This is a genomic window from Candidatus Arcticimaribacter forsetii, from assembly GCF_910589745.1.
Lineage (GTDB): Bacteria > Bacteroidota > Bacteroidia > Flavobacteriales > Flavobacteriaceae > Arcticimaribacter > Arcticimaribacter forsetii.
The window spans coordinates 1688953-1712970 of record NZ_OU342399.1; the positions used below are offsets into that span (position 1 = coordinate 1688953).

24 protein-coding genes are annotated in these 24018 nt (G+C 34.5%); 11 read left to right on the forward strand and 13 right to left on the reverse strand.

What is annotated here, in order from left to right; genetic code table 11:
• Positions 1–2 precede the first annotated feature (2 nt).
• The gene (locus NG655_RS07780; protein WP_252158757.1) at positions 3–2633 is read right to left on the reverse strand and encodes a valine--tRNA ligase; all 2631 of its coding nucleotides are present in this window, start codon (positions 2631–2633) and stop codon (positions 3–5) included.
• A gap of 135 nt (positions 2634–2768) precedes the next feature.
• On the opposite strand from NG655_RS07780, the gene NG655_RS07785 reads away from it, so the two are divergent.
• From NG655_RS07785 to murB, 3 genes are all read left to right on the forward strand, one after another.
• Positions 2769–3158 carry a DUF1573 domain-containing protein gene (locus NG655_RS07785; RefSeq protein ID WP_252158758.1) on the forward strand — a complete coding sequence of 130 codons (390 nt, stop codon included), beginning with the start codon at positions 2769–2771 and terminating at the stop codon, positions 3156–3158.
• A gap of 119 nt (positions 3159–3277) precedes the next feature.
• Complete coding sequence (locus NG655_RS07790) at positions 3278–4471, forward strand: pyridoxal phosphate-dependent aminotransferase (RefSeq protein ID WP_252158759.1); 1194 nt, start codon at positions 3278–3280, stop codon at positions 4469–4471.
• Positions 4472–4508: 37 nt separating this feature from the next.
• Positions 4509–5510, forward strand: a complete 1002-nt coding sequence (gene murB, locus NG655_RS07795; RefSeq protein ID WP_252158760.1) for a UDP-N-acetylmuramate dehydrogenase — start codon at positions 4509–4511, stop codon at positions 5508–5510.
• Here the strand turns inward: murB and dtd are convergent, their stop codons facing one another.
• Both dtd and rsgA read right to left on the reverse strand, forming a co-directional pair.
• On the reverse strand, positions 5511–5963 hold the full coding sequence (gene dtd / locus NG655_RS07800; RefSeq protein WP_252158761.1) for a D-aminoacyl-tRNA deacylase: 453 nt from the start codon (positions 5961–5963) through the stop codon (positions 5511–5513).
• A gap of 9 nt (positions 5964–5972) precedes the next feature.
• The gene (gene rsgA, locus NG655_RS07805) at positions 5973–6905 is read right to left on the reverse strand and encodes a ribosome small subunit-dependent GTPase A (protein WP_252158762.1); all 933 of its coding nucleotides are present in this window, start codon (positions 6903–6905) and stop codon (positions 5973–5975) included.
• A 91-nt stretch (positions 6906–6996) separates the two neighbouring features.
• On the opposite strand from rsgA, the gene gpmI reads away from it, so the two are divergent.
• From gpmI to NG655_RS07825, 4 genes are read left to right on the forward strand one after another with little or no spacing between them, the layout of a single operon-like run.
• Complete coding sequence (gene gpmI, locus NG655_RS07810) at positions 6997–8517, forward strand: 2,3-bisphosphoglycerate-independent phosphoglycerate mutase (RefSeq protein WP_252158763.1); 1521 nt, start codon at positions 6997–6999, stop codon at positions 8515–8517.
• Positions 8514–9074: a thioredoxin gene (locus NG655_RS07815; protein WP_252158764.1), complete on the forward strand. Its 561-nt coding sequence runs from the start codon at positions 8514–8516 to the stop codon at positions 9072–9074. The genes gpmI and NG655_RS07815 overlap by 4 nt, the downstream gene beginning before the upstream one ends.
• Positions 9071–9895, forward strand: coding sequence for a type I methionyl aminopeptidase (map, locus tag NG655_RS07820; RefSeq protein WP_252158765.1), 825 nt, complete (start codon positions 9071–9073; stop codon positions 9893–9895). The genes NG655_RS07815 and map overlap by 4 nt, the downstream gene beginning before the upstream one ends.
• Positions 9892–10644, forward strand: coding sequence for a class I SAM-dependent methyltransferase (locus tag NG655_RS07825; RefSeq protein WP_252158766.1), 753 nt, complete (start codon positions 9892–9894; stop codon positions 10642–10644). The genes map and NG655_RS07825 overlap by 4 nt, the downstream gene beginning before the upstream one ends.
• Before the next feature lies 1 nt (position 10645).
• Here NG655_RS07825 and NG655_RS07830 read toward each other — a convergent pair whose 3' ends face one another.
• The 8 genes from NG655_RS07830 to NG655_RS07865 all read right to left on the reverse strand — a co-directional run bounded on the left by NG655_RS07830 (position 10646) and on the right by NG655_RS07865 (position 18007).
• A complete protein-coding gene (locus NG655_RS07830; protein ID WP_252158767.1) occupies positions 10646–11638 on the reverse strand; it encodes an FAD:protein FMN transferase in 993 nt (330 codons plus the stop codon).
• Positions 11631–11999 carry a Na(+)-translocating NADH-quinone reductase subunit F gene (locus tag NG655_RS07835; RefSeq protein WP_252158768.1) on the reverse strand — a complete coding sequence of 123 codons (369 nt, stop codon included), beginning with the start codon at positions 11997–11999 and terminating at the stop codon, positions 11631–11633. Before NG655_RS07835 ends, NG655_RS07830 begins: the two co-directional genes overlap by 8 nt.
• A gap of 66 nt (positions 12000–12065) precedes the next feature.
• The gene (gene nqrF / locus NG655_RS07840; RefSeq protein WP_252158769.1) at positions 12066–13361 is read right to left on the reverse strand and encodes an NADH:ubiquinone reductase (Na(+)-transporting) subunit F; all 1296 of its coding nucleotides are present in this window, start codon (positions 13359–13361) and stop codon (positions 12066–12068) included.
• A gap of 9 nt (positions 13362–13370) precedes the next feature.
• On the reverse strand, positions 13371–13988 hold the full coding sequence (gene nqrE, locus NG655_RS07845) for an NADH:ubiquinone reductase (Na(+)-transporting) subunit E (RefSeq protein ID WP_252158770.1): 618 nt from the start codon (positions 13986–13988) through the stop codon (positions 13371–13373).
• A 3-nt stretch (positions 13989–13991) separates the two neighbouring features.
• Entirely contained in the window at positions 13992–14684 is a 693-nt protein-coding gene (locus NG655_RS07850; RefSeq protein ID WP_252158771.1) for an NADH:ubiquinone reductase (Na(+)-transporting) subunit D, read from the reverse strand.
• Between the two features lie 4 nt (positions 14685–14688).
• A complete protein-coding gene (locus NG655_RS07855; RefSeq protein WP_252158772.1) occupies positions 14689–15480 on the reverse strand; it encodes a Na(+)-translocating NADH-quinone reductase subunit C in 792 nt (263 codons plus the stop codon).
• 2 nt (positions 15481–15482) lie between these two features.
• Entirely contained in the window at positions 15483–16640 is a 1158-nt protein-coding gene (locus NG655_RS07860) for an NADH:ubiquinone reductase (Na(+)-transporting) subunit B (protein ID WP_252158773.1), read from the reverse strand.
• Between the two features lie 11 nt (positions 16641–16651).
• Positions 16652–18007 (reverse strand): Na(+)-translocating NADH-quinone reductase subunit A, encoded by a 1356-nt coding sequence (locus NG655_RS07865; protein ID WP_252158774.1) that lies wholly within the window; start codon positions 18005–18007, stop codon positions 16652–16654.
• Between the two features lie 175 nt (positions 18008–18182).
• Here NG655_RS07865 and NG655_RS07870 point away from each other — a divergent pair, with 175 nt between their 5' ends.
• Together NG655_RS07870 and apaG are read left to right on the forward strand one after the other, a co-directional pair.
• Entirely contained in the window at positions 18183–19436 is a 1254-nt protein-coding gene (locus NG655_RS07870; RefSeq protein ID WP_252158775.1) for a type IX secretion system plug protein, read from the forward strand.
• 53 nt (positions 19437–19489) lie between these two features.
• Entirely contained in the window at positions 19490–19876 is a 387-nt protein-coding gene (apaG, locus tag NG655_RS07875) for a Co2+/Mg2+ efflux protein ApaG (protein WP_252158776.1), read from the forward strand.
• On the opposite strand, the gene rsmG is transcribed toward apaG, so the two are convergent.
• The gene (gene rsmG, locus NG655_RS07880) at positions 19873–20502 is read right to left on the reverse strand and encodes a 16S rRNA (guanine(527)-N(7))-methyltransferase RsmG (protein ID WP_252158777.1); all 630 of its coding nucleotides are present in this window, start codon (positions 20500–20502) and stop codon (positions 19873–19875) included. The genes apaG and rsmG overlap by 4 nt on opposite strands.
• Positions 20503–20565: 63 nt before the next feature.
• Between rsmG and NG655_RS07885 the strand changes: the two genes are divergently transcribed.
• The gene (locus NG655_RS07885) at positions 20566–21666 is read left to right on the forward strand and encodes a fatty acid desaturase family protein (RefSeq protein WP_252158778.1); all 1101 of its coding nucleotides are present in this window, start codon (positions 20566–20568) and stop codon (positions 21664–21666) included.
• Between the two features lie 12 nt (positions 21667–21678).
• Positions 21679–22863, forward strand: coding sequence for a pyridoxal phosphate-dependent aminotransferase (locus NG655_RS07890; RefSeq protein WP_419469272.1), 1185 nt, complete (start codon positions 21679–21681; stop codon positions 22861–22863).
• A gap of 63 nt (positions 22864–22926) precedes the next feature.
• Here NG655_RS07890 and NG655_RS07895 read toward each other — a convergent pair whose 3' ends face one another.
• Positions 22927–24009: a bifunctional 3-deoxy-7-phosphoheptulonate synthase/chorismate mutase type II gene (locus tag NG655_RS07895; protein ID WP_252158779.1), complete on the reverse strand. Its 1083-nt coding sequence runs from the start codon at positions 24007–24009 to the stop codon at positions 22927–22929.
• Positions 24010–24018 lie beyond the last annotated feature (9 nt).

Here is a 24018-nt window from a genome sequence, read left to right on the forward strand (position 1 = left end):
AATTAAAGTGATGATAAACTTTTCTTAATCACTTCAATTTTCTCCAAAGCATCAGCTTCCTTTTTTCTCTCATTTGCTAAAACTTGTTCCGGAGCATTTGAAACAAATCGCTCATTAGATAGTTTTTTCTGAACGGACATCAAGAATCCGTTAGCATACTTAAGCTCTTCTTCTAACTTTAAACGTTCTTTTTCAAGGTCTATTTTACCTTCTAATGGAATAAAAAACTCTAAGTTATTAGCTCTAAAAGAACCCCCCGTTTGATCTGGAGCAACCTCAACATAACTTATTTCTGTTAATTGTCCCATTTTCTGAACTAAGCTTTCAAAAGGTATTCGATCAGAGGAACCAATTACTTGAAGTGATAATGTTTCTTTAAACCCGAGCTCTTTTTCTTTTCTGAAATTTCTTATACCGCCAATTATAGCTTTTGTTTCATCAAAATGTCTGATTTGGTCTACTTCAAACTCTTGGACCTCTGGCCATTTACTTACAATGAGAGCCTCCTCTTTAGAACGAATTTCCATATCCTGCCATAGTTCTTCCGTTAAGAAGGGCATAAAAGGATGTAATAATTTTAAATTTTCTTCAAATAGAGCTCGAACTTCACGATAAGTCTGTCCGTCAATTGGATCACCATAAGCTGGTTTAATTGCTTCTAATAACCAAGAACAGAAATCATCCCAGATTAACTTGTAAGAAGTCATAAGAGCGTCAGAAATTCTATACTTTTCAAAATGATCATTAATCAATTCTAGCGACTGTTGGAATTTTTGACTGTACCAATGAAGAGCCTCTTTGTTTACAACTGAAAAAGCTCTAGACTCATCTACCTCCCAACCTTCAATTAGGCGATAGGCATTCCATATTTTATTAGAAAAATTTTTCCCTTGTTGGCATAAACTTTCGTCAAAAAGCAAATCGTTCCCAGCTGCAGAACTTAACATAAGTCCAACTCGAACTGCATCTGCTCCAAAATCCTCAATTAACTTCAAAGCATCAGGAGAATTACCTAACTGCTTAGACATTTTCCTACCCTGTTTATCTCGTACAAGACCAGTAAGGTATACTTTAGAAAAAGGTCTCTCTTTTCTATATTCATAACCTGAAATAATCATACGTGCAACCCAGAAAAATAAAATATCTGGACCGGTAACAAGATCCTTGGTTGGGTAATAATAATTTACTTCTTCATTTTCAGGATTTCTAATACCATCGAAAACAGATATAGGCCATAACCAAGAGGAAAACCATGTATCCAATACATCGTTATCTTGTTTTAAATCTGATAATTTTAAATCTGGATTTCCAGATTTGGTTTTAGCCAGCTCTAGAGCCTTTTCTGGAGAAGTTTCAACAACAAAATCATCGGATTGATTTCCATAATAATAAGCTGGAATCTGTTGTCCCCACCATAGCTGGCGAGATATATTCCAATCTCTTATGTTTTCCATCCAGTGACGGTAAGTATTTTTGAATTTTGCAGGCACCAATGCTACTTCTTCAGATTCAAGAACTGCCTTAATAGCTGGCTCTGCAAGTTGTTCCATTTTTAGAAACCATTGGTCAGATAATCTTGGTTCAATGACTGCTTTAGTCCGTTCGGAAGTTCCAACATTGTGCGCATGTTCCTCTTTTTTTAAGAGTACCCCTAAATCATCTAGCTCTTTAGATATTGCTTTTCGAACAATAAAACGGTCTTGTGATTCATAATGCAAACCATGTGCATTTAATGTAGCATCAGCATTGAAGATATCTATTACCTCAAGATTATGTTTATCTCCAAGGTTTTTATCGTTCATATCATGTGCCGGAGTAACCTTTAAACAACCAGTCCCAAATTCTGTATCTACATAGTCATCCTCGATAATAGGAATCCAACGGTTTGCAATGGGTACTTTGGCTTTTTTCCCTTTTAAATGTGAATAACGTTCATCTTCTGGGTGAATACAAATTGCAGTATCTCCAAAAATAGTTTCCGGCCGAGTTGTTGCTATAATGATTGGCTCATCAACACCCTCTACTTCATAGGCAATATGGTACAAAAACCCTGGTTTTTCTTCGAATATAACCTCTTCATCAGATAACGTTGTTTGGGCTTCTGGGTCCCAATTAACCATTCGATAACCTCTGTAAATAAGACCTTTATTGAATAAATCAACAAAAACCTGAATTACAGATTCTGACATGTCATCATCAAGAGTAAACTTGGTTCTATCCCAGTCACAAGAAGCACCTAGCTTTTGAAGTTGATTTAAAATATGTCCTCCATACTCATCGGTCCATTCCCATGCATGCTTTAGGAACTCTTCTCTTGACAAATCATTTTTATCAATCCCTTGTTCTTTTAATCGTGCAACTACTTTAGCTTCAGTTGCAATAGAGGCATGATCGGTTCCAGGAACCCAACATGCATTGAAACCTTGCATTCTTGCTCTTCGGATTAAAATATCCTGTAAAGACACATTAAGCATATGACCCATATGTAAAATACCCGTAACATTAGGAGGAGGTATTACTATAGAATATGCTGGTCGATCATCTGGAGTAGAGGCAAAATATTTATTTTCAAGCCAGTAGTCGTACCATTTTTGTTCAACAGTTGAAGCTTCAAATTTTGAGGAAATTGACATAAATGGTCTGATTTTTGTTAACTATACAAAAGTAATTTTCTTCAAGGGATTTCAAAAGGAAACAGTACACTTTTGTCATCTTTTATTATATGAAGATAAATTATGTATATTAGTGATAACCTATAACATGAAAAAATGAAAAAAATCTTAGTTCTATTAAGTTTATTCTTGGTTTCTAGCTTTAATGGATTTTCCCAATCTGAAGGCCCAAACATCGAATTCGAATCTACAGTAGTCGATTATGGTGAAATATTAAAAGGAAGTAATGGAATTCGTGTATTTACATTTACAAATACGGGAGATTCCCCTCTTGAAATATCTAAAGTTTATTCTTCTTGTGGGTGTACAATTCCAAAAAAACCTGAAGCACCAATTGCACCAGGTGAAAAAGGAGAAATTCAAGTAAAATATGATACGAATCGTCTCGGTCCTATAAGAAAAACGATTACGGTTAATTCTAACGCTACAGCTACTCCTATAGTTTCCTTAAAGATAAAAGGTAAAGTAGCCGATTCGACAGAATAAAGGAATAATTCGAAAAAATAGTTTTATATAAAACAGAATTCATATTTTAATTTAAAAAAACATTCTTATCAACTAGAAACGTGTTTTTTTTTAGATATTAGCACTTATTAAATTAAGTCATGCCTGTTTTATCAGATAAAGTAATAAACCTCCCGGAATCACCTATTAGAAAGTTAGTACATTTTGCTGATCAAGCAAAAGCTAAAGGTGTGCATATTTACCATCTAAACATTGGGCAACCTGACATTGCAGCACCAGAAGAATGTTCTGATATAATTCAAAAAAGTGACTTAAAACTTCTTCCTTATGGATCTTCAGAAGGTTCGTTAAAATTTAGAAAATCTCTCTGTTCTTATTATTCTAAGAATGATATAGATGTTAATCCGGAATCGATAATTGCAACTACAGGAGCAAGTGAAGCGGTTGCTTTTACTTTAAATAGTATATGTGACGCTGGAGATGAAATTATTATCCCAGAACCGTTTTATGCAAACTACAGTGGTTTTGCAGCAGCTTCCAGTATTAATGTAATACCGGTTGTTTCTTTGTTTGAAGATCAATTTTGTTTACCCGCAATTGAAGAGATTGAATCAAAAGTAACCAATAAAACAAAGGGGATTTTAATTTGTAATCCGAGCAATCCTACTGGATATCTTTACTCTAAGAAAGAAATAGAAGCACTAGGTGACTTAGCTCTTAAATATGACATCTTCTTGATTGTTGATGAAGTTTATCGAGAATTTATTCATGACGATCATACGAAACACTATTCCGTTTTACAATCTGAAAAGCTTAATGATCATGCAGTAATGATTGATTCTGTATCAAAAAGATATAGTCTTTGTGGTGCACGCGTTGGATGTATGGTAACTAGAAATAAAGCATTAATTAAAAATGCACTTAAATTTGCTCATCTACGATTATCGCCTGCAACATATGCTTTAATGGCTAGTGAAGCAGCAATAAACTCTGATGTTTCTTATTTAAATGAAGTAAAAAAAGAATACACAGCTCGTAAAAACACTTTAATTGATGCTCTTAAAAAAATCCCTGGAGTACGTGTTTCAGATCCCAAAGGAGCTTTTTACTGTATTGCAGAACTTCCTGTTGATGATGCTGAAGTATTTGCTAAATGGCTTCTTACAGACTTTAGATATGAAAATGAAACCGTAATGTTTGCCCCAGCAGCTGGATTTTATTCAACACCCGGTTTTGGAAAAAAACAAATAAGAATAGGTTTTGTTCTCAACGAAAGAGACTTACTACGTTCAGCAGAAATATTAGAAAAAGCTTTAATAGCATATTCCAATTAATTTGAGTTTTCTATCTTGCACCTATCTAAAATAGGAGTTGAAAAACATAGAAAAAAATAAATCATTGAAGGCGTACAACACTTTTGGCGTGGAGTGTTTATGCGAAAATTTCATCCGTACATCTGATGAAGGAGAACTTCGTGACGCATTATTGAATTCCAACTTTAATCAAAAATTTATTTTAGGAGGGGGAAGTAATCTACTTCTTACCCAAAACATAAAAGGACTTTGTATTCAGGTTGATCTAAAAGGAATTTCTATAATTTCGGAAGACGAAAATCATGTAATTGTCGAAGCTATGGCTGGAGAAAATTGGCATGAATTTGTTTTATGGACCTTAGACCAAGGATATGGTGGGTTAGAGAACCTTTCATTAATTCCGGGGAATGTTGGAACCGCACCCATACAAAATATTGGAGCTTATGGTGTTGAGCTAAAAGATACTTTTGTCAGTTGTAACACTATAAATCAACAAACAGGAGTTGGTAAAACATTTAATTTAAAAGAAGCTGAATTTGGTTATCGCACCTCTGTTTTTAAAACATCTCTTAAAGGAGCATTTGTAATTACTTCTGTACAATTTCGCTTAACCAAGAAAAACCATCAGCTAATTATTGATTACGGAACTTTAAAAGAAGAAGTAAAAAAGTTAGACCCAAAAGGGATTTCAGAAGCCGTAATTAAAATTAGACAGCGTAAATTACCCGACCCTGCAGTTATTGGAAATAGTGGGAGTTTCTTTAAAAATCCTGTAATCCAGGAATTAGAGTTTCAAAAGTTATTAAAACACAACCCGAAAACACCTCACTACAAAGTTAGCGATACAGAAGTTAAAATTCCTGCGGGATGGCTCATCGACCAACTTGGGTATAAAGGTTTAAAAAAAGGAGCTGCTGGAGTCCATAAAAATCAAGCTTTGGTTCTGGTTAATCACGGAAATGCATCTGGAAAAGAAATCTTGTCACTCGCTCAAGAGATCCAATTAAAAGTGTTGGCAACCTATGAAATAAAACTAGAAATAGAAGTGAATGTATATTAGCTACTCTTTATTCTTCGTATCCAAATGAAGTGTAACGGGACCATCATTACATAAGGTAACTTGCATATCTGCTCCAAAAACCCCAGTTGATACTTTTTTTCCAAGTATTTTTTCAGCTTCAGCAATGAAAGATTCATAAAGTGGAATTGCATGATCATGTTTTGCTGCTCTTATATAAGAAGGTCTGTTCCCTTTTTTTGTAGCGGCCATTAACGTGAACTGACTAATAACAAGTAATTCTCCTTTAACATCTAATAACGAGTTATTCATTACATGATCAGCATCAGAAAAAATTCTCAGTTGTGTTATTTTTTTTAACAACCAAGTCATATCATCGTGTGTGTCTGCCAGTTCTATGCCTAGCAGAACTACCAGACCGTGATCAATAGCTCCCACCACTTGATCATCTACTTCGACTTTTGCATGTTTAACTCGTTGAATAACAGCTCTCATAATAAAAAATCAACTTCTATATGCGTTATCATCTTCTAATAATTGAATATAACTCTTATAACGAGATGCAGGAATGGATTCATCTTCGACACCATCTTTAACTGCACATTTTGGCTCGTCTGTATGGAGACAATTGTTAAACTTACAGTTATTTTTAATCTTTAAAAATTCAGGAAAGTAATTACCAAGTTCTTCTGGTTCCATATCCACTACCCCAAATCCTTTAATCCCTGGAGTATCTACAATTCTTGCATTCCCCTCCAAGTCAAACATTTCTGCATAGGTTGTTGTATGTTGACCTTGTTGGTGTTGCTCCGAAATAACTTTTGTTTTTAAATTTAAATCCGGTGAAATTGAATTTAGAAGTGTTGATTTACCAACCCCACTATGTCCAGTAAACATAGAGGACTTATCTTCCATTAATCCTGCGATTAATTTTACATCCAGTTCATTAAAACTAGAAATTTTATAGCAAGTATATCCAATAGATTCATAGACACTCTGCATCCAACCAATTTCTGCCTTTTCTTCTTCAGAATAAGTATCCATTTTGTTGAACAATAAAACTGCTGGAATATGATAGGCCTCTGCTGTTATTAAGAATCGATCTATAAAAGGAAAAGATGTAGGAGGGTTATTAAGGGTAATTAATAAAAAAGCTTGATCAATATTAGATGCAATAATGTGAGTCTGTTTTGATAAATTAACCGACTTCCTAACGATATAATTATCTCTTGGCTCAATTGCGGTTATAATTCCTAGTAGTTCGGAACCTTCTTCAACAACATCAAATTCAACCCGATCTCCTACTGCTATTGGGTTTGTACTTTTAATTCCTTGAATCCTGAACTTACCTTTTATACGGCAAGAATAAAAAACTCCTGATGCATCTTTAACAAGATACCAACTTCCAGTCGAACGATAAACAATTCCTTTATTCAAATAAATTATTTTAGAAAGTTTAAAGATAGGTTAGAATTCTTTAAGGGGCAATTTCATTGACATATTTGCTATATTTGTGAAAAAATATTTTATGTCTCAAAAAACAATTTTGATGATTCTTGATGGATGGGGAAAATCTCCAGATCCATCTGTATCTGCAGTTGATCAAGCAAAAACTCCATTTATTGATAGTTTATATGAAAATTATTCTCATAACAGCCTAAGAACCGACGGTTTACACGTTGGACTTCCAGAAGGTCAAATGGGAAATAGTGAAGTTGGACACGTGAATTTAGGAGCAGGAAGAATTGTTTATCAAGATTTAGCTAAAATAAATTTAGCGATTGAGCAAAATACACTTAAAGATGAAGCTGTATTGAAAAATGCAATTGCATATGCTAAAAGTAAGGGTAAAAAAATTCACCTTATGGGTCTGGTCTCTGACGGCGGAGTTCATTCTCATATAAATCATATAAAAGCGTTATTGGAAGTTCTTGCTTCTGAGGAAATGAAAGATGTATATCTTCATGCATTTACTGACGGTAGAGATGTTGATCCACAATCTGGAAGAAAATTCATCGAAGATATTGAATCTGCAATGGCAAAAACTACGGGTAAAATAGCTTCTGTGGTAGGTCGTTATTTTGCAATGGATCGCGATCAACGTTGGGATCGAGTTCAAAAAGCTTATTACACTATAGTTAAAGGAAAAGGAACTTTAGTAGATGACTTCGCTTCTGCTCTACAAAGTTCTTATGATCAAGGGATTACAGATGAATTTATTGAGCCTTTAATTGCTAAAAAAGCTGATGGCACTCCCCTAGCGCCTTTAGAAAATGAAGATGTGGTACTCTTTTTTAACTTTAGAACGGATAGAGGAAGAGAATTAACTCAGGCATTATCTCAAAAACCATTTGAGGAGCAAGGGATGACTCCACTTAATTTACATTATGTTACATTAACAAATTATGATAGCTCATACAATAATGTTCAGGTTATTTTTGATAAAGAAAATCTAACGGATACGCTAGGTGAAACTATTTCTAAAGCAGGAAAAATTCAAATTCGTATCGCCGAAACTGAAAAGTATCCACATGTTACATTCTTTTTTAATGGAGGGAGAGAAGAACCTTTTAAGGGAGAGGAACGAATTTTATGTCCTTCACCAAAGGTAGCTACTTATGATTTACAGCCAGAAATGAGTGCTTATGAAATTAAAGACGCAATTATTCCTGAAATTCAAAAAGAAACGGCCGATTTTATTTGTTTAAACTTTGCAAATCCGGACATGGTGGGTCATACGGGTGACATTGAGGCAGCCATTAAAGCTTGTGAAACTGTTGATACTTGTGCTCAAGACGTAATTGAAGCAGCTCTAACTCAAGACTATGCAATACTAGTAATTGCTGATCATGGTAACTGTGAAACGATGATAAACCCTGATGGGAGTCCAAACACAGCTCATACAACTAATCCGGTTCCAATTATATTAGTAGACAATCATAAAAAAAATATCGCTTCAGGAGTTCTTGGAGATTTAGCTCCTACTATTCTTGATCTAATGGGAATAGAAAAACCAGGAGCAATGACCCAAAACTCTTTAATTCAATGAAAAACGTACTCATACTGCTAATATGCTCCTTTCTGATCAATTGCGGAGAGGTTAAAAAAATTGAAAAGAAAGTACCAGAGATTACTATTCCAGACAGTCTTAAAGGAAAGACTTTAGAAGGAGAGAATATTCTTGTAGGTAAAATAAGTTTGGCGCAGCTTAAACATTTTTCTAGCTGGTATAATAAAGAATATGATTTTTATAAAGTTGATCCTGCTTTAATAGAAGAGATTAAACCACTTTTGAAAGATGTTTCTATTACATTAATTATGGGAACATGGTGTGAAGATAGTGAACGTGAGGTTGGAGGAATGATCAAGATTCTTGAAACAGCGGGGTATCCAATTGACTCGATAAACCTCATAGCTGTTTCTGAAGATAAAGATACTCCTAATGGTATAGAAAAGCCTTTTAACTTAGCCTATGTCCCCACCTTGATTTTTAACAAAAATGATGAGGAATTAAATAGAATAGTAGAATTTCCTATAGTATCATTGGAGCAAGACATTTTTACTATTTTAAAAGGAGCTCCATACAAAAACGCATATGCAGAATGAGTAGTATTGTTTTAAAAAATGCCGAGGAGATTGAGTTGATGCGCGAAAGTGCATTAATTGTATCCAAAACATTAGGAATGTTAGCCGGGGAAATAAAACCAGGTATTAGCACACTCGAATTAGATGCTCTTGCTGAAACTTGCATTAGAGATCATGGAGCAATTCCAGGATTCCTAGGACTATATGACTTTCCAAACACCCTATGTATGAGTCCAAATGCTCAAGTTGTACATGGAATTCCAAATAAAGAACCATTACAGGAAGGAGACGTTATATCGATTGATTGTGGATCCCTAAAAAATGGGTATTATGGAGATCATGCATATACTTTTGCGGTTGGTGAAATAGATCCAAAAACCCAAAAGTTACTTGATGTTACCAAAGAATCTTTGTATAAAGGTATTGCTGAATTTAAATCGGGAAACAGAATTGGAGATCTTGCTTATGCCATTCAAAATCATGCAGAAAGTGCAGGTTATGGTGTTGTAAGAGAATTAGTCGGACATGGTTTGGGAACAACAATGCATGAAGGCCCAGAAGTTCCAAATTATGGAAGAAGAGGGCGTGGTAAAAAATTTCAAGAAGGAATGGTTTTAGCAATAGAACCTATGATCAACAGAGGTACACATAGGATTAAACAATTAAACGATGGGTGGACAATTCTAACAGCAGACGGTTTACCGAGTGCACACTTTGAACACAATGTAGCTTTAGTTGACGGGAAACCAGAGTTACTATCCACATTTCAATACATATATGAAGCACTGGGCATTACCAGTGACGAAGAAACCCCATTTAGAAAAGAAAACTTAGTCTTATGAAAACCTTAATCAACCTTGTCCCCAGACCTTGGTTGATTCAGCTGAGTATATGGTTTAGACCACTCATAAAACTATACTTTAAAGGGAATAATTTTATTGATCCGATTGATGGAAGTTCTTATAGAAAATTCCTCCCCTATGGATATCAACACCTCCGAGAGAATGCTCTTTGTCCTGGAACTCTTTCTTTAGAAAGACATCGGCTACTTTGGCTTTATTTGAATAACGAAACCTCATTATTAAATGATGAAATTGATGTTTTACATGTAGCTCCAGAACAAGTTTTTTACAAAAAATTCAGATCCTTTAAACATTGGAATTATACTACAACAGATTTATATTCTCCCTTAGCAGACGTAAAAGCAGATCTATGTGATTTACCTTTTGATGACAATGCTTTTGACTTGGTTTTATGTAACCATGTATTAGAACATATAACAAACGACAAGAAAGCAATGGAAGAGCTTTACAGGATACTTAAACCGGGAGGAACTGCAATACTTCAAGTCCCATTAGACGAGAGTCGAGAACATACATTTGAAGATGATTCTATTGTTGATCAGGAGGAGCGTACTCGTGTTTTTGGACAATACGACCACGTCCGAGTATATGGAAAAGATTATTACAAACGGCTAGAGGGAGTTGGTTTTAGCACTACCGCTTTTGATTTACAGGCTAAAATTTCGGAGAAAGATTTTGTTAAATATGCTTTGCAAAAGGAAAGAATTCCGATTGCGGTAAAAAACTAAATTATTTATTCCACCCTCTAGAATAAAATTCTTGAATAGTGTCTTTTGAAGCGATAATCCAATAGGCTTCAATATTTGGAAGACGATCTATTAAAACTTTACTTTTTTCGAAAGGAAGAACCATTAGGGCTGTAGCATAAGCATCAGCAGTCATACAATCGATTGCCTTAACTGAAGTGCTTAATACATTGGATTTAACGGGCTCCCCAGTTAAAGGGTTTATAGAATGAACATAACGTTCTCCCGTTAAAGAATCAATACGAAATTTTCTATAGTTTCCTGAAGTAGCAATTGCTTCATTGGTTAAGGTAAGTTGCTGAATTGATCTTCTTTCAGTTTTTTGCTTGGGATCATCAATAGCTATCCGCCATGGATTTCCAGATTTAGGGCTAATTCCATGAGCAACAATCTCACCTCCTATTTCCACTAGGTAATCTAAAGAACCTAAGCTAGCAATATAATTTCCAATAAGGTCAACAGCATACCCTTTAGCTAAAGCATTGAAATCTATATAAGTCTCCTTAAACTTTTTAGTCACTTTAAGGTTATCATTAAGCTTAACATGATTCCACCCGGTAATTTTTGAGAGATGTATTTTCTTTTCATCGGTTAATAACTTTACTGGCTTTTCAGGTCCAAAACCATAAGCATTAACCCATGCCCCAACTGTTGGATCAAAAAAACCATTTGTCAGTTCCCATACCTCTGTTGCTTTAGAAAAAACATTTTTAAAATGAATGTCAACAACTACAGTTGTATCTCCTTGATTAATTTTCGATATATCTGAATTAGGAATATAAGTTGACATAGATTTATTGATCACTGTAAACAAGGAATCTATCCCATTTTGAACATCATCAACTGAAGTGTTTATTGGACGATACTGAACTGTATAGGTAGTTCCTAATGCATACCCTTGGTGAACCTGAACTTGATTTTCATCTTCACAGGAATAAACTAAAAATAAGAGCAGTGAAAAAAATAAATTACGCATCAGGTTCAATTTTTTGGAGTCCTTGAAAATTAATTGCATAAGAGTCGTTTTTTTTAATTGGTAATTCATAGTTATCTGCGTGAGCTAAACCTACGCCAGCATAATATGTTTTTGCTTCAAACTTTTCTGCGTGAGCTCGAACTGTTTCCATAAAAGTTGAATCATATTTTAAAGGATTATTTGGATAAGAAATAGCCCTAACAATAACAAAATGTAGTTTTTTATCTTTCAAACAAACGAATTGAGGGTCTTTTTTAAGTTCAGAATTAACAGTCATAAATTCAAACCCTTCTTCTTCCATTCGTTTCCCTACAATTTCCATTGCTAAGTTATGCAATTGCTGTTCTGTTAATTCTTCCATTCTCCCTAATTTACTTTTATCTTTCAAAACAAAAAAGGTGGTTCTTAATGAACCACCTTTTATATACTATCCTCCGAAGTCGTCAAAACGAACATTTTCTGGTGGAATACCAAAATCGTCAGCCATACGTTCTACGGCTTGATTCATTAGGGGTGGTCCACAGAAATAAACTTCGATATCTTCTGGAGATTCATGTTTAGATAAATAGTTGTCTATTACAACTTGGTGAACAAAACCTTTGAATCCATCACCTTCTCCATCTAATCCATCTTTTACTTTCCAATTATCAACCTCTAAAGGCTCAGATAGTGCAACATAAAACTTAAAGTTAGGGAAATCTTTTTCCAGAGCACGGAAGTGATCTAAATAAAATAATTCTCTTTTAGAACGCCCACCATACCAAAATGTAACTTTACGACCAGTTTTAAGGGTTCTGAATAATTCGTATAAGTGAGAACGCATTGGAGCCATTCCAGCTCCTCCACCTACGTAAAGCATCTCAGCTTCAGATGGATTAATAAAGAATTCACCAAACGGTCCAGATATGGTTACTTTATCACCTGGTTTTTTCGCAAAAATATAAGAAGATGCAATCCCTGGATTAACATCCATCCATCCATTCTTTGCTCTATCCCATGGTGGAGTAGCAATACGAACATTTAACATAACTTCTCTTCCTTCAGCAGGATAAGAAGCCATTGAATAAGCACGTTCAACTGACTCAGGGTTTTTCATGGTTAATGGCCACAAATTAAAATTATCCCATTCCATTTTAAATTTATCTGGTTCTCCAGGGTGTTCCTCTGGGTGAGCAGAGATATCAATGTCAGAATATTTAATTTCACACTCTGGGATTTCAATTTGTATGTATCCACCAGCTTTGTAGTCCATTTCCTCTGGAAGTTCAACTACAAATTCTTTGATGAAAGAGGCAACGTTCCAGTTACGAACAACAGTAGCTTCCCATTTTTTTATTCCAAAAACTTCTTCTGGAACTTGGATAACCATGTTTTCTTTAACCTTTACTTGACATCCTAAACGCCATCCTTCTGCGATCTCTTTACGAGAAAAATGAGGTTTTTCAGTAGGAAGAATTTCTCCACCCCCTTCAGTAATTTGACATTTACATTGAATACATGTTCCACCTCCTCCACAAGCAGATGGTAAAAATATTTTGTTATTCCCTAAGGTTGTAAGTAAAGTACTCCCAGAAGAAACTTCAATGCTATTTTCTCCATTAATCATTAAAGCTACAGGCCCGGAAGGCATTAATTTTGCTTTAGCACCCAACAACATACCTACCAACAAAAAAATGATTAGTAAGAAAACAACAACACTCGCTAAAATAATAGTATAATCCATACGTTGATCTTATAATTTAATACCCATAAAACTCATAAATCCAATTGCCATCAATCCAGTAATGATGAACGTAATACCTAAGCCTCTTAGAGGTGCTGGAACGTTAGAATAGGTTATTTTTTCTCTAATAGCAGCTATCGCTATAATTGCCAGAAACCATCCTATACCGGACCCTAGTCCATATACTCCTGATTCTAATACTCCACCAAAATCTTTTTGCTGCATAAATAATGACCCTCCAAGGATTGCGCAGTTAACTGCAATCAAGGGTAAGAAAATACCTAAAGCCCCATAAAGAGCAGGAGCAAATTTCTCTACAATCATCTCAACTAATTGAACCATTGATGCGATTACAGCGATGAACATAATAAAACTTAAAAAGCTGAGATCAATTGATGCGTATTCTGAACCTAACCAAGAGAGTGCACCTGGTTTAAGTAAATAAGTGTCTAAAAGAAAGTTGATTGGAACCGTAATCGCAAGAACGAAAATTACTGCAAAACCAAGACCAACTGCTGTTTTTACTGTTTTTGATACTGCTAGATAGGAACACATCCCTAAGAAGTAAGCAAAAATCATATTTTCAATGAAAATACTTTTTATAAATAAATTAAAATATTGTTCCATGTCTTAGTTTTTTTCAATCAGTTTACGGTTTCTAGAACGCTGAATCCAAATGTAAATTCCTACGGTAATTAATGCCATTGGAGACAATAACATTAAACCATTGTTTTCATATCCAATTGCGTATAGTGAGTCTGGTACAACTTGGTAACCAAATAATTTTCCTGAACCTAATAATTCTCTGAAAAAAGCAACTACGATAAGAATAAAACCATATCCAGCTGCGTTACCTATTCCATCTAAGAAAGACTTCCAGGGAGTATTCGCTAAAGCGAATGCTTCCAGTCTACCCATTACAATACAATTTGTGATTATTAGTCCGATGAAAATCGATAGCTCTTTATATACGTCATAAGCGAAAGCTTTTAAAACCTGATCCACAAGTACTACCATTGCAGCTACAACAACTAGTTGTACTATAATACGAATACGATTAGGAATTAGATTTCTTAATAATGAAATGATTACGTTTGATGCTGCCATAACAACAACAACCGAAATACTCATCACAATTGCAGGTTTTAATTGAACCGTAATTGCTAACGCTGAACATATTCCAAGTACCTGCACAGTAATTGGGTTGTTATCGTCCATTGGGTCGGATAATAGTGCTCTATTTTTTTTAGAAAACAAAGCTTCTCTGTCTTTATTAACAAAGAACAAACTTGGCTTTTGTTGCGGTGTGTTTTTTTGCTTCATAATCTTAGTTTTGGTAAGCAATTATTTGTGCTTCTTCAGCAAGTACTTCTTCCGTATCTTCTTGAATTTCAGCTTTAGCTTGGTTGGCAGCAGTATTTTTGAAGTATGGTGTGTAATGAGCAAGACGCTCAGAAATCATATCGGTTACACCATCTCCAGTAATTGTAGCTCCAGAAATTGCGTCTACTTCATGATCTGTTTTATCTGTTCCGTTTGGATCATTATTGGTTTTAGATACTGCTATTCCTACTAAGTTTCCATTATCATCTGTAATGGTTTCTCCTACAAAACGATCTTGAAACCATTTTTGTGTAATCTCTGCTCCAAGACCTGCAGTTTCACCTTTATGATCAAAAACAGCACCTTTGATTGTTTTCATATCACTTTCTAAAGCAATATAACCCCAAATTGCATCCCAAAGTCCAGCTCCTCTTAAAGGAACAATATAAAACTTATCTGATTCAACTTCTGCTACATACAGCGGAAAGCGTTGTTGTTCAACTGGCTTTTTTACTTCAGTACCTAATTGAATTTTAAAAGCATTAACTTCTTCATCAGCTTTACCTTCCAAGGTAAGAGCTAATTGTTGTGTGATGAATTGATTGTATAATTTTTCTGCACCATCACGATCGGTTTCTATTCCGATTGTAGAAAGAATATTTTGCATTTGTTCTTTACGAACATTTTCATTTTGCTTGTCTTTTAATGAAGTTGCTGTAAAAGCCAATGAAGAGGCTACTACAAAAACCATTATCGCTGCAAAAAGAAAGGTATAAGAATTACTATCTCTGTTCATGATTATGCTGTTTTTAATTGAGCGTTTGCCCAACGTTTTTTACGTTTAGAAATATTAGCTTCAACCACATAATGGTCAATTGTTGGAGCAAATACATTCATTAAAAGAATTGCAAGCATTACTCCTTCTGGGTAAGCAGGATTAAATACTCTAATAAGGATACAGAATATACCTACTAAAACTCCATAGATCCATTTTCCTTTATTGGTTTGAGCAGCAGAAACAGGATCTGTAGCCATGAAAACAATACCAAAAGCAAATCCACCTACTACTAGGTGATTCATCCAGTTAAAACTCATCAAAGCATTCGCTCCCCAGAGGTTAAATAAGAATCCCATAATCGATGCTCCTAAAATACCTCCAATAATAATTCGCCAACTTCCAACACCGGTTAAAATTAAAATTAAAGCTCCAACTCCAATCCAAAGGGCAGAAGTTTCAGCAATTGATCCAGGAATAGAACCTTGGAACATTTCTAACATAGAATAGGATACATCGCTACCAGCTGCAAGTGACCCCAGAATAGTTTCTCCAGAAATCGCATCTACATTTGAAGCCTCAGAAACCCATACTTTATTTCCTGACATATAAGTAGGATAAGCAAAGAATGCAAAAGCACGAGCAGTGAGCGCTGGATTTAAAATATTCATCCCAGTTCCTCCAAATGCCTCTTTAGCAATTAATACTGCAAAAGCAGTGGAAATACCAACCATCCATAAAGGAATGTCAACCGGCATAATCATTGGAATCAAAAGACCTGTTACCAAATACCCTTCATTAACTTCGTGTCCTCTGTAAATTGCAAAAATAAATTCAATGGTAAGTCCAACTGCATAGGATACAATAATCATTGGAACAATTTTCCATGCTCCATGAATGAATGCGTCTATGAATGTGAATGCTTCTCCAGTTTGAATAAAATACTGATATCCAGTATTGTAAATTCCATAAATTAAAGCCGGTACCAGGGCAAGAATAACAGTTACCATTGTACGTTTCAAATCTACTGCGTCACGAACGTGAGCCCCTTTTTGGGTTGTATGATTTGGTACAAAAAGAAATGTATCAAATGCATTAACCGCTGGAGCAAACTTTTCCCATTTTTCACCTTTTGCAAAAGGTCTTTTAATTTGGTCAATTTTTTTTCTTAAAAAACTCATACGTTTTGTTTTTATCCTACTTCTTTAATCATTAACTCAATCCCTTTTTTGATGATATCTTGTGCTTCAATTTTTGAAGTAGAAGCATAATCAATCAATCCAAAATCTTCCGGAACAACTTCGTATATACCAAGAGCTTCCATTCGCTCTATATCTTCAACCAAGCAGGCTTTTATTAGCTGCATCGGGAATATATCCATTGGAAAAACTTTTTCCATTTCTCCTGTAACTACTAGAGCGCGCTCTTCCCCATTTAGGTTTGTAGTTACTGTTGCCTTTTTAGATCCAAACAACCAGGATAATGATGTTTTAGAAATACTCGGAACGTGATTATCTACAAAAGGTAACCATCCGAACATTCTATAGTGATTCCCTTCTGGAATAACAGAAATTAAGTTATTATAAAAACCTGCATATCCGTCTGCAGAAGTTTTTGAACCGCTTAAAACATCACCGTTAATAACTCTAAACTCTTCTTTATCGTCTAGATTAGACGCTTCAAGATATGGCTTTAAACAAGCACCAATTGTTGCTTTGTAATATTGTGGTTTTTCGACTGAAGAACCAACAACAGCTAGAGTTCTTTGTGCAGAGAATTCACCTGTAGAGAATAAAATTCCAATATTAACAACATCCTCTGGGTTTACAACCCATACTCTTTCCCCATAGTTTATAGGATCTGTTTTATGAATCTGAACTCCTACGTTACCTGCTGGGTGAGCTCCTGAAACTCCAATTAAATTAACGTCTTCAATTTTTTCGAAGAAGCCTTTAAAGGAACTATCTATTGAAAGGTTCACGTCACCTGTGGTTAACTTTTTCAAAACTTGAATTCCTCTTTGGAAATCATCTTTGTTGTTTTTCAAAAGAAAATCATAATCTACATCAAGTGGAGCAGTAGCATAAGTTGAAATAAATATTGACTTAGGACTGTCTTCTGGTTGAGCGATTGTATTGTAAGGACGTTGCTTAATGAAAGGCCAGCTTCCACTCTTCAGAAGAATTTCCTTCACCGCATCTGAATCTAATGATTCAAAATTAGAAACCTCATGAGAAACTACTTCGTTAGATTCATTTGAGGTAATCAATACCTGAAGAATTTTACGTTTAGCACCTCTTACAATCGATGTAACCTCTCCAGCAACTGGAGAAGAAAAAATGATTCTTGGGTTTTCTTTTGAAAAAAATAATGGTGCACCTTTTTTAACAGATTCTCCTTCTTTTACAACTAACTTAGGTGTTAGGTTAAAAAAATCATCTGGGTTTAGGGCAAATGTTTTAGGAGCTGGTAAGTCAACCAGTATCTTATTAGCTTCTCCCTCTAAGTTTAAGTTTGATCCTTTATGGATCTGAATGTCTTTGGACATGAAATGAATTATTAAATTCTAAAAATCACGCAAATTTACTAATTAAATAAGAGTAGTAAAAATGGTTTTTAAAGGAATTTATTTTATTTATACTCATTCTAAACAACTTGTTTAACGTTGAACCAAGTTAACCTACTTGTTAAATAAATTAACTAAGATGTTGTATCTTCGTGATATGAAAGCCCTAAAGCCCATTTCACTCATATTTTTTAGTGCATTTACCCTCTTATTATCGAATGCACAAGCGTTAAACGAAACTACTTTATCAGAAAATCTTAAAAGTATTTCTTTTAAATCTCAAGATTCAAAACAACAATTCCCTCTGGTACAAATCGGAGAAACTTTTACTTTAGAATTTGATGACCTTTTGGCGCAAGAAAATGATTATTATTACACTATTTCGTACTACAATCATGACTGGACTCCTTCTTCTTTATTTAAAAATGAATTCTTAGAAGGTTACGATAATCTTCGCATAACTAACATCCAAAGCTCTTTTGGAACTTTACAACGCTACACACATTACAAGCTGACACTCCCTAATGAAAACACTCAATTTAAAATTTCCGGGAATTACCTTTTGTCAATTTACAACAGTTCGGATGAATTGATGTTTACAAGAAAATTTTTAATTTACAGAAACCTTGCCTCCATTAAAGCAGGGGTATTTAGAAGTAGAGAATTGGAACAATATATGACAAATCAAACTATTCAATTTTCGATCAAGCCCGTTGGCTTTAATTTGAGAAATCAAAACAAAGATTTAAAAGTAATTATCCTACAAAACGATCAATGGGATATTCAAAAAATTATAACCAAACCTCAATATGTAATTGGCAGAGAACTACATTTCCGTTATGATTCTCCCTTGCAATTTGAAGGAGGAAATGAATTTCTATATTTCGACACAAAAGACAGTCGGGTTGTAAATCCCAGCATCAGCCATGTTGAACTGGATGATATTTACCAAACGTATTTATTTACGGATCCCGAAAGAAAAAACTATCCATACACCTTAAACCCAGACATTAATGGTGATTTTGAAATCAATACGGTTCAAGGTGCGAATCCAGACATAGAATCAGATTATACGCAAGTTTACTTTAGTCTAGCGAAACAATACACACTACAAGAGGAAGAAATATATCTTTACGGAAAATTTACAAATTACGAGATTAAAGATGAATACAAATTAACATACAACCCTAGCTATGAGGTATATGAAGGAACATGGTTAATAAAGCAAGGTTTTTATAACTATAAATATGTATGGAAATCTGATGGTGTTTTAGATAAAAATCGAATCAGTGGTTCTCATGCTGCAACTGAAAATCAATATTTAATTTTAGCTTATACTAGATTAATAGGAACTCAGCACGACGCATTAATCGCAAAGGAAAGAATCTCCTCTTTTGAGATTGAAAACTAAAAAATACTTCTCAATTTTTGTATCTTGCTTTGGAATGTTATTCAATAAATCAGATGATTCAACAGGTAACAAAAGGGATTCGGGTTTCTGTAGAAACAAAATATGAAGGTAGTTTTATAAAAAACAACGTGCCGAATCATGCTTTTCGATATTTAATTACAATCGAAAACGAGAGTAATGAAATCGTTCAATTAATTAGCAGGCACTGGGAAATAAAAGAAAGTAAAAAACCAATTCAAATTATTGAAGGTCCTGGAGTAGTCGGTAAAAAACCAATTCTTAAATCAGGTCAAAAAGTTAAATATGAATCTGGATGTATATTAATTTCTCCAACAGGTGCAATGAAAGGTTTTTACAGTATGATTAATCACACATCCGCAGCAGAATTTAAAGTAGAAATTCCTGTTTTTCAGATGGATGTACCTTATTCCTTGAATTAAGGTTTTTTAGCTAAAGGAACATGGACAATCTTTTTTGTTTCAAAAAAAGGTTCCTCAAAAAAATCTGAAAGAGGAAAAACAGTAGCCTTTGGAAAAGATTTTAGCTCCTCCTTTAAATCACCACCCTTAAGATAAAGAATTCCATTTGGGAGGTTGTGTTTACTTTTCTTAGCAATATTTTTTTTTACCCAGGGCACAAAATCATCCATTTTAGTTACGGCTCTACTGACAACAAAATCAACAGGTCTTTTAAACTCTTGGGCACGCTGGTGCCTTGCTTCTACATTCCTTAAATCAAGAGCATTTGTGATTTCTTGAACTACTTTGATTTTCTTCCCAATACTGTCTATCAAATAAAAGTCTACTTGTGGAAAAAGAATAGACAAAGGTATACCTGGAAATCCACCCCCGGTTCCAACATCAAGTATTTGACTACCAGGAGCAAACTCAATCAATCGGGCTATACTTATGGAATGGAGCACATGACGTTCGTAAAGTTCCGCAATATCTTTTCGTGAGATAACGTTTATTTTTTCATTCCACTCTCCGTAAAGTGACTCTAATTGTGTAAATTGCTTCTTTTTTCGATCAGAAAGATTAGGGAAGTAATGTTCTATAATATTCACATTAATAAATTTTAGCAAAAATATAACTAGTTAATCTAATAAACCACAAATATTTGATTTAGTATGTCTAACGAAACTACAACTCTGAGGTTTTCAAGAAAAGATCCCAAAAAATTCTTTGTAACCCTAAACAAAAGAGTAAACGAACATTTCAAGCAGAACAATTCGCCTAAAACAGGAAACTGGAAATTATATTTCAAAACAGCTGTAATGTTATCCTTATTTATAGCTCCTTACTTTTTAATACTATTTACAGAATTTGATGCATGGATTAAATTCTTATTTGCTTTAATCATGGGGGTTGGTATTGCAGGAGTTGGAATGAATGTAATGCATGACGGAAATCATGGGTCATTTTCTAACATTCCATGGATTAATAAAGTTATGGGGGCAACCATTTACTTATTAGCTGGTAATGTACACAACTGGAAGGTTCAACACAACATTCTTCACCATACCTATACGAACATTCATGGGCATGATGAAGATTTAGAAGCAGGAAGAATTATTCGTTTCTCAAGACATAGTGATTGGTTACCCATCCATAGGTTTCAACATTTATATTCAGTTTTCGTTTATGGACTATTGACTATAAACTGGGCGATTACAAGTGATTTTCAACAAACCCATAGATTTCTAAAAAGAAAACTTACGTACAAGGACTCCTTACATCCTATTCGGCAGTGGATAACTTTAATTTTAACCAAGACACTTTATGCTGTTATTTGGATTGTTATCCCCATGATTTTTTTAGAGTTAGCGTGGTGGAAAATTCTAATTGGATTTTTTACAATGCATTACGTAGCAGGATTAATACTGAGTTTAGTATTTCAATTAGCTCATATAATTGAAGATGCGCAGATGCCATTACCAGATAAAGAAACGGGTACTATGAAAAACACATGGGCAATTCACCAATTACACACTACCGTAAATTTCTCTACTAAAAACAAATTCACAAACTGGTTCACAGGAGGATTAAACCACCAAATTGAGCACCACATTTTTCCACATATTAGCCATATACATTACACAGATATTGCTAAAATTGTTAAAAAAACAGCAAAAGAGTTTAATTTACCTTACAACGAGTATAAAACTATAAGAAGTGCCTTATTTTCGCATTTTAAATTTTTAAAACAAATGGGAGTTCAACCCGTTTAAACTTGTTATATAATGGATGCATTATCAGAAAGAATAAACAGCCTGCCGGTATCTGCTACTTTAGCGATGGCAGCTAAAGCCCGTGAGCTAAAAAACAATGGAATCGATGTAATTGGATTGAGTCTAGGAGAGCCTGACTTTAACACACCCGAATACATTAAAGATGCAGCAATTCAAGCTGTTAACGACAACTACAACTCTTACTCTCCAGTAGACGGATATGCTGACCTTAAGGAAGCAATTTGTACTAAATTTGAAAGAGACAACCAATTAAATTATAAACCTTCTCAAATTGTAGTTTCTACAGGTGCTAAACAATCGATAGCAAACTTGTGTATGGTTTTATTAGATCCAGGAGATGAAGTTTTATTACCTGCTCCATATTGGGTAAGCTATTCTGCTATTGCAACTCTTGCAGAAGCAAAATCAATTATAATTCCTTCTTCTATTGATACCGACTTTAAAATTACACCGGAACAATTAGAAGCTGCAATTACACCGAAAACTAAATTAATTATGTTTAACTCTCCGAATAACCCAAGTGGTACTATTTATTCGGAAGATGAATACCGTGCTCTTGGAAAAGTTCTAGAGAAACACCCGAACATCTATATACTTTCAGATGAGATATACGAGCACATAAATTATGGAACTCCTCATTTTAGTATTGCTCGAATTCCTGAACTATACGATCGAACAATAACTGTAAATGGAGTTGCAAAAGCATTCGCAATGACTGGTTGGAGAATAGGATATATTGGAGCCCCAGAGTGGATTGCAAAAGCATGCAATAAAATGCAAGGTCAAATTACAAGTGGAGCAAATTGCATTGCACAAAGAGCTACTATTACAGCACTACTTGAACCAGTTAGTAGAATTCAATACATGGTAGACGAATTTAGCAACAGAAAAGAATTAATCATCAGTCTTCTTGAAAAAATTGATGGCTTTAAATTAAATCGTCCTGATGGTGCTTTTTATGTTTTCCCAGATGTTTCTTATTACTTTGGTAAAACAATTGATGGGATCGAAATAAATAACGCATCTGACTTTGCTTTGTTCTTACTAGAAAAAGCACATGTTGCAACAGTTACAGGTGAAGCATTTGGAAATGATGATTGCATTCGAATTTCTTATGCAGCATCTGAAGATAATATTAAGGAGGCCGTAGCTAGAATTGCTAAAGCTTTGAGTTAATATTAGAACTTATAATAAATAAAAAAACCGGCATTTGCCGGTTTTTTTATTTGTAAACTATATTTAGTTGTTTACAATTTGTTCTTGATGGTTAATAGATTCCTGGTGGATTGCCTTAAAAATCTTTAAAATAAATTCCTCCGATAAATTACGATCCTGACCCTCTAAAATCATTTTCCCTAAAATCTCGTTCCAACGTTTGTTCTGTAGAACTGCAACATTTTTAGATTTCTTAAGAGAACCAATTTCTTCAGCTACCTTCATGCGCTTTCCTAATGTGTCTAAAATTGTTTGGTCAGCAACATCTATTTGAGCACGTAGTGTATTTAGAGTCGCAGTATAGGCTTCTTCTTGATCGGTTTCTTTTCTGATTTTCAATTCTTTCATAATTTCCACTAAACGAGTTGGAGTTACTTGCTGAGCAGCATCACTCCATGCGTTATCTGGATCGAAATGTGACTCAACCATTAATCCGTCAAAATTAAGGTCTAATGCCATTTGGCATATATCAAAAATCAAATCTCTTCTCCCTGCAATGTGCGAAGGATCGCAAATCATAGGTAAATCAGGAAATTTATTTTGTGCTTCAACAGCGATTTGCCATTCTGGGTTATTTCGGTACTTAGATTTTTCATAGGAAGAGAATCCTCTGTGAATTAAACCTAATTTTTTAATATTAGCTGTGTATAATCGCTCTACACCTCCTAGCCAAAGTGCTAAGTCTGGATTAACCGGGTTTTTTACAAGAACAATCTTATCTGTTCCTTCAAGAGCATCTGCAATTTCCTGCATGATAAAAGGACTAACAGTAGACCTAGCTCCAATCCAAAGAATGTCTATATCATGTTCTACAGCAAGCTTTACATGAACAGCGTTTGCAACTTCTGTAGCAGTAAGAAGACCTGTTTCTTCTTTGGCTTTTTGAAGCCATTTGAGACCAATTGCTCCTACCCCTTCAAACATTCCAGGACGTGTTCGTGGTTTCCAAATTCCAGCACGAAGAACTGTTACATCTGTATCTTTTAATTCATGAGCGATTTTTAAAACTTGTTCTTCAGTTTCTGCACTACATGGTCCACCGATTACTAGTGGGTGAGAAAGACCGAAGTCGTTTAGCCATTCTCTCATTTGAGGTTTATTTTCCATTTTGTTTTA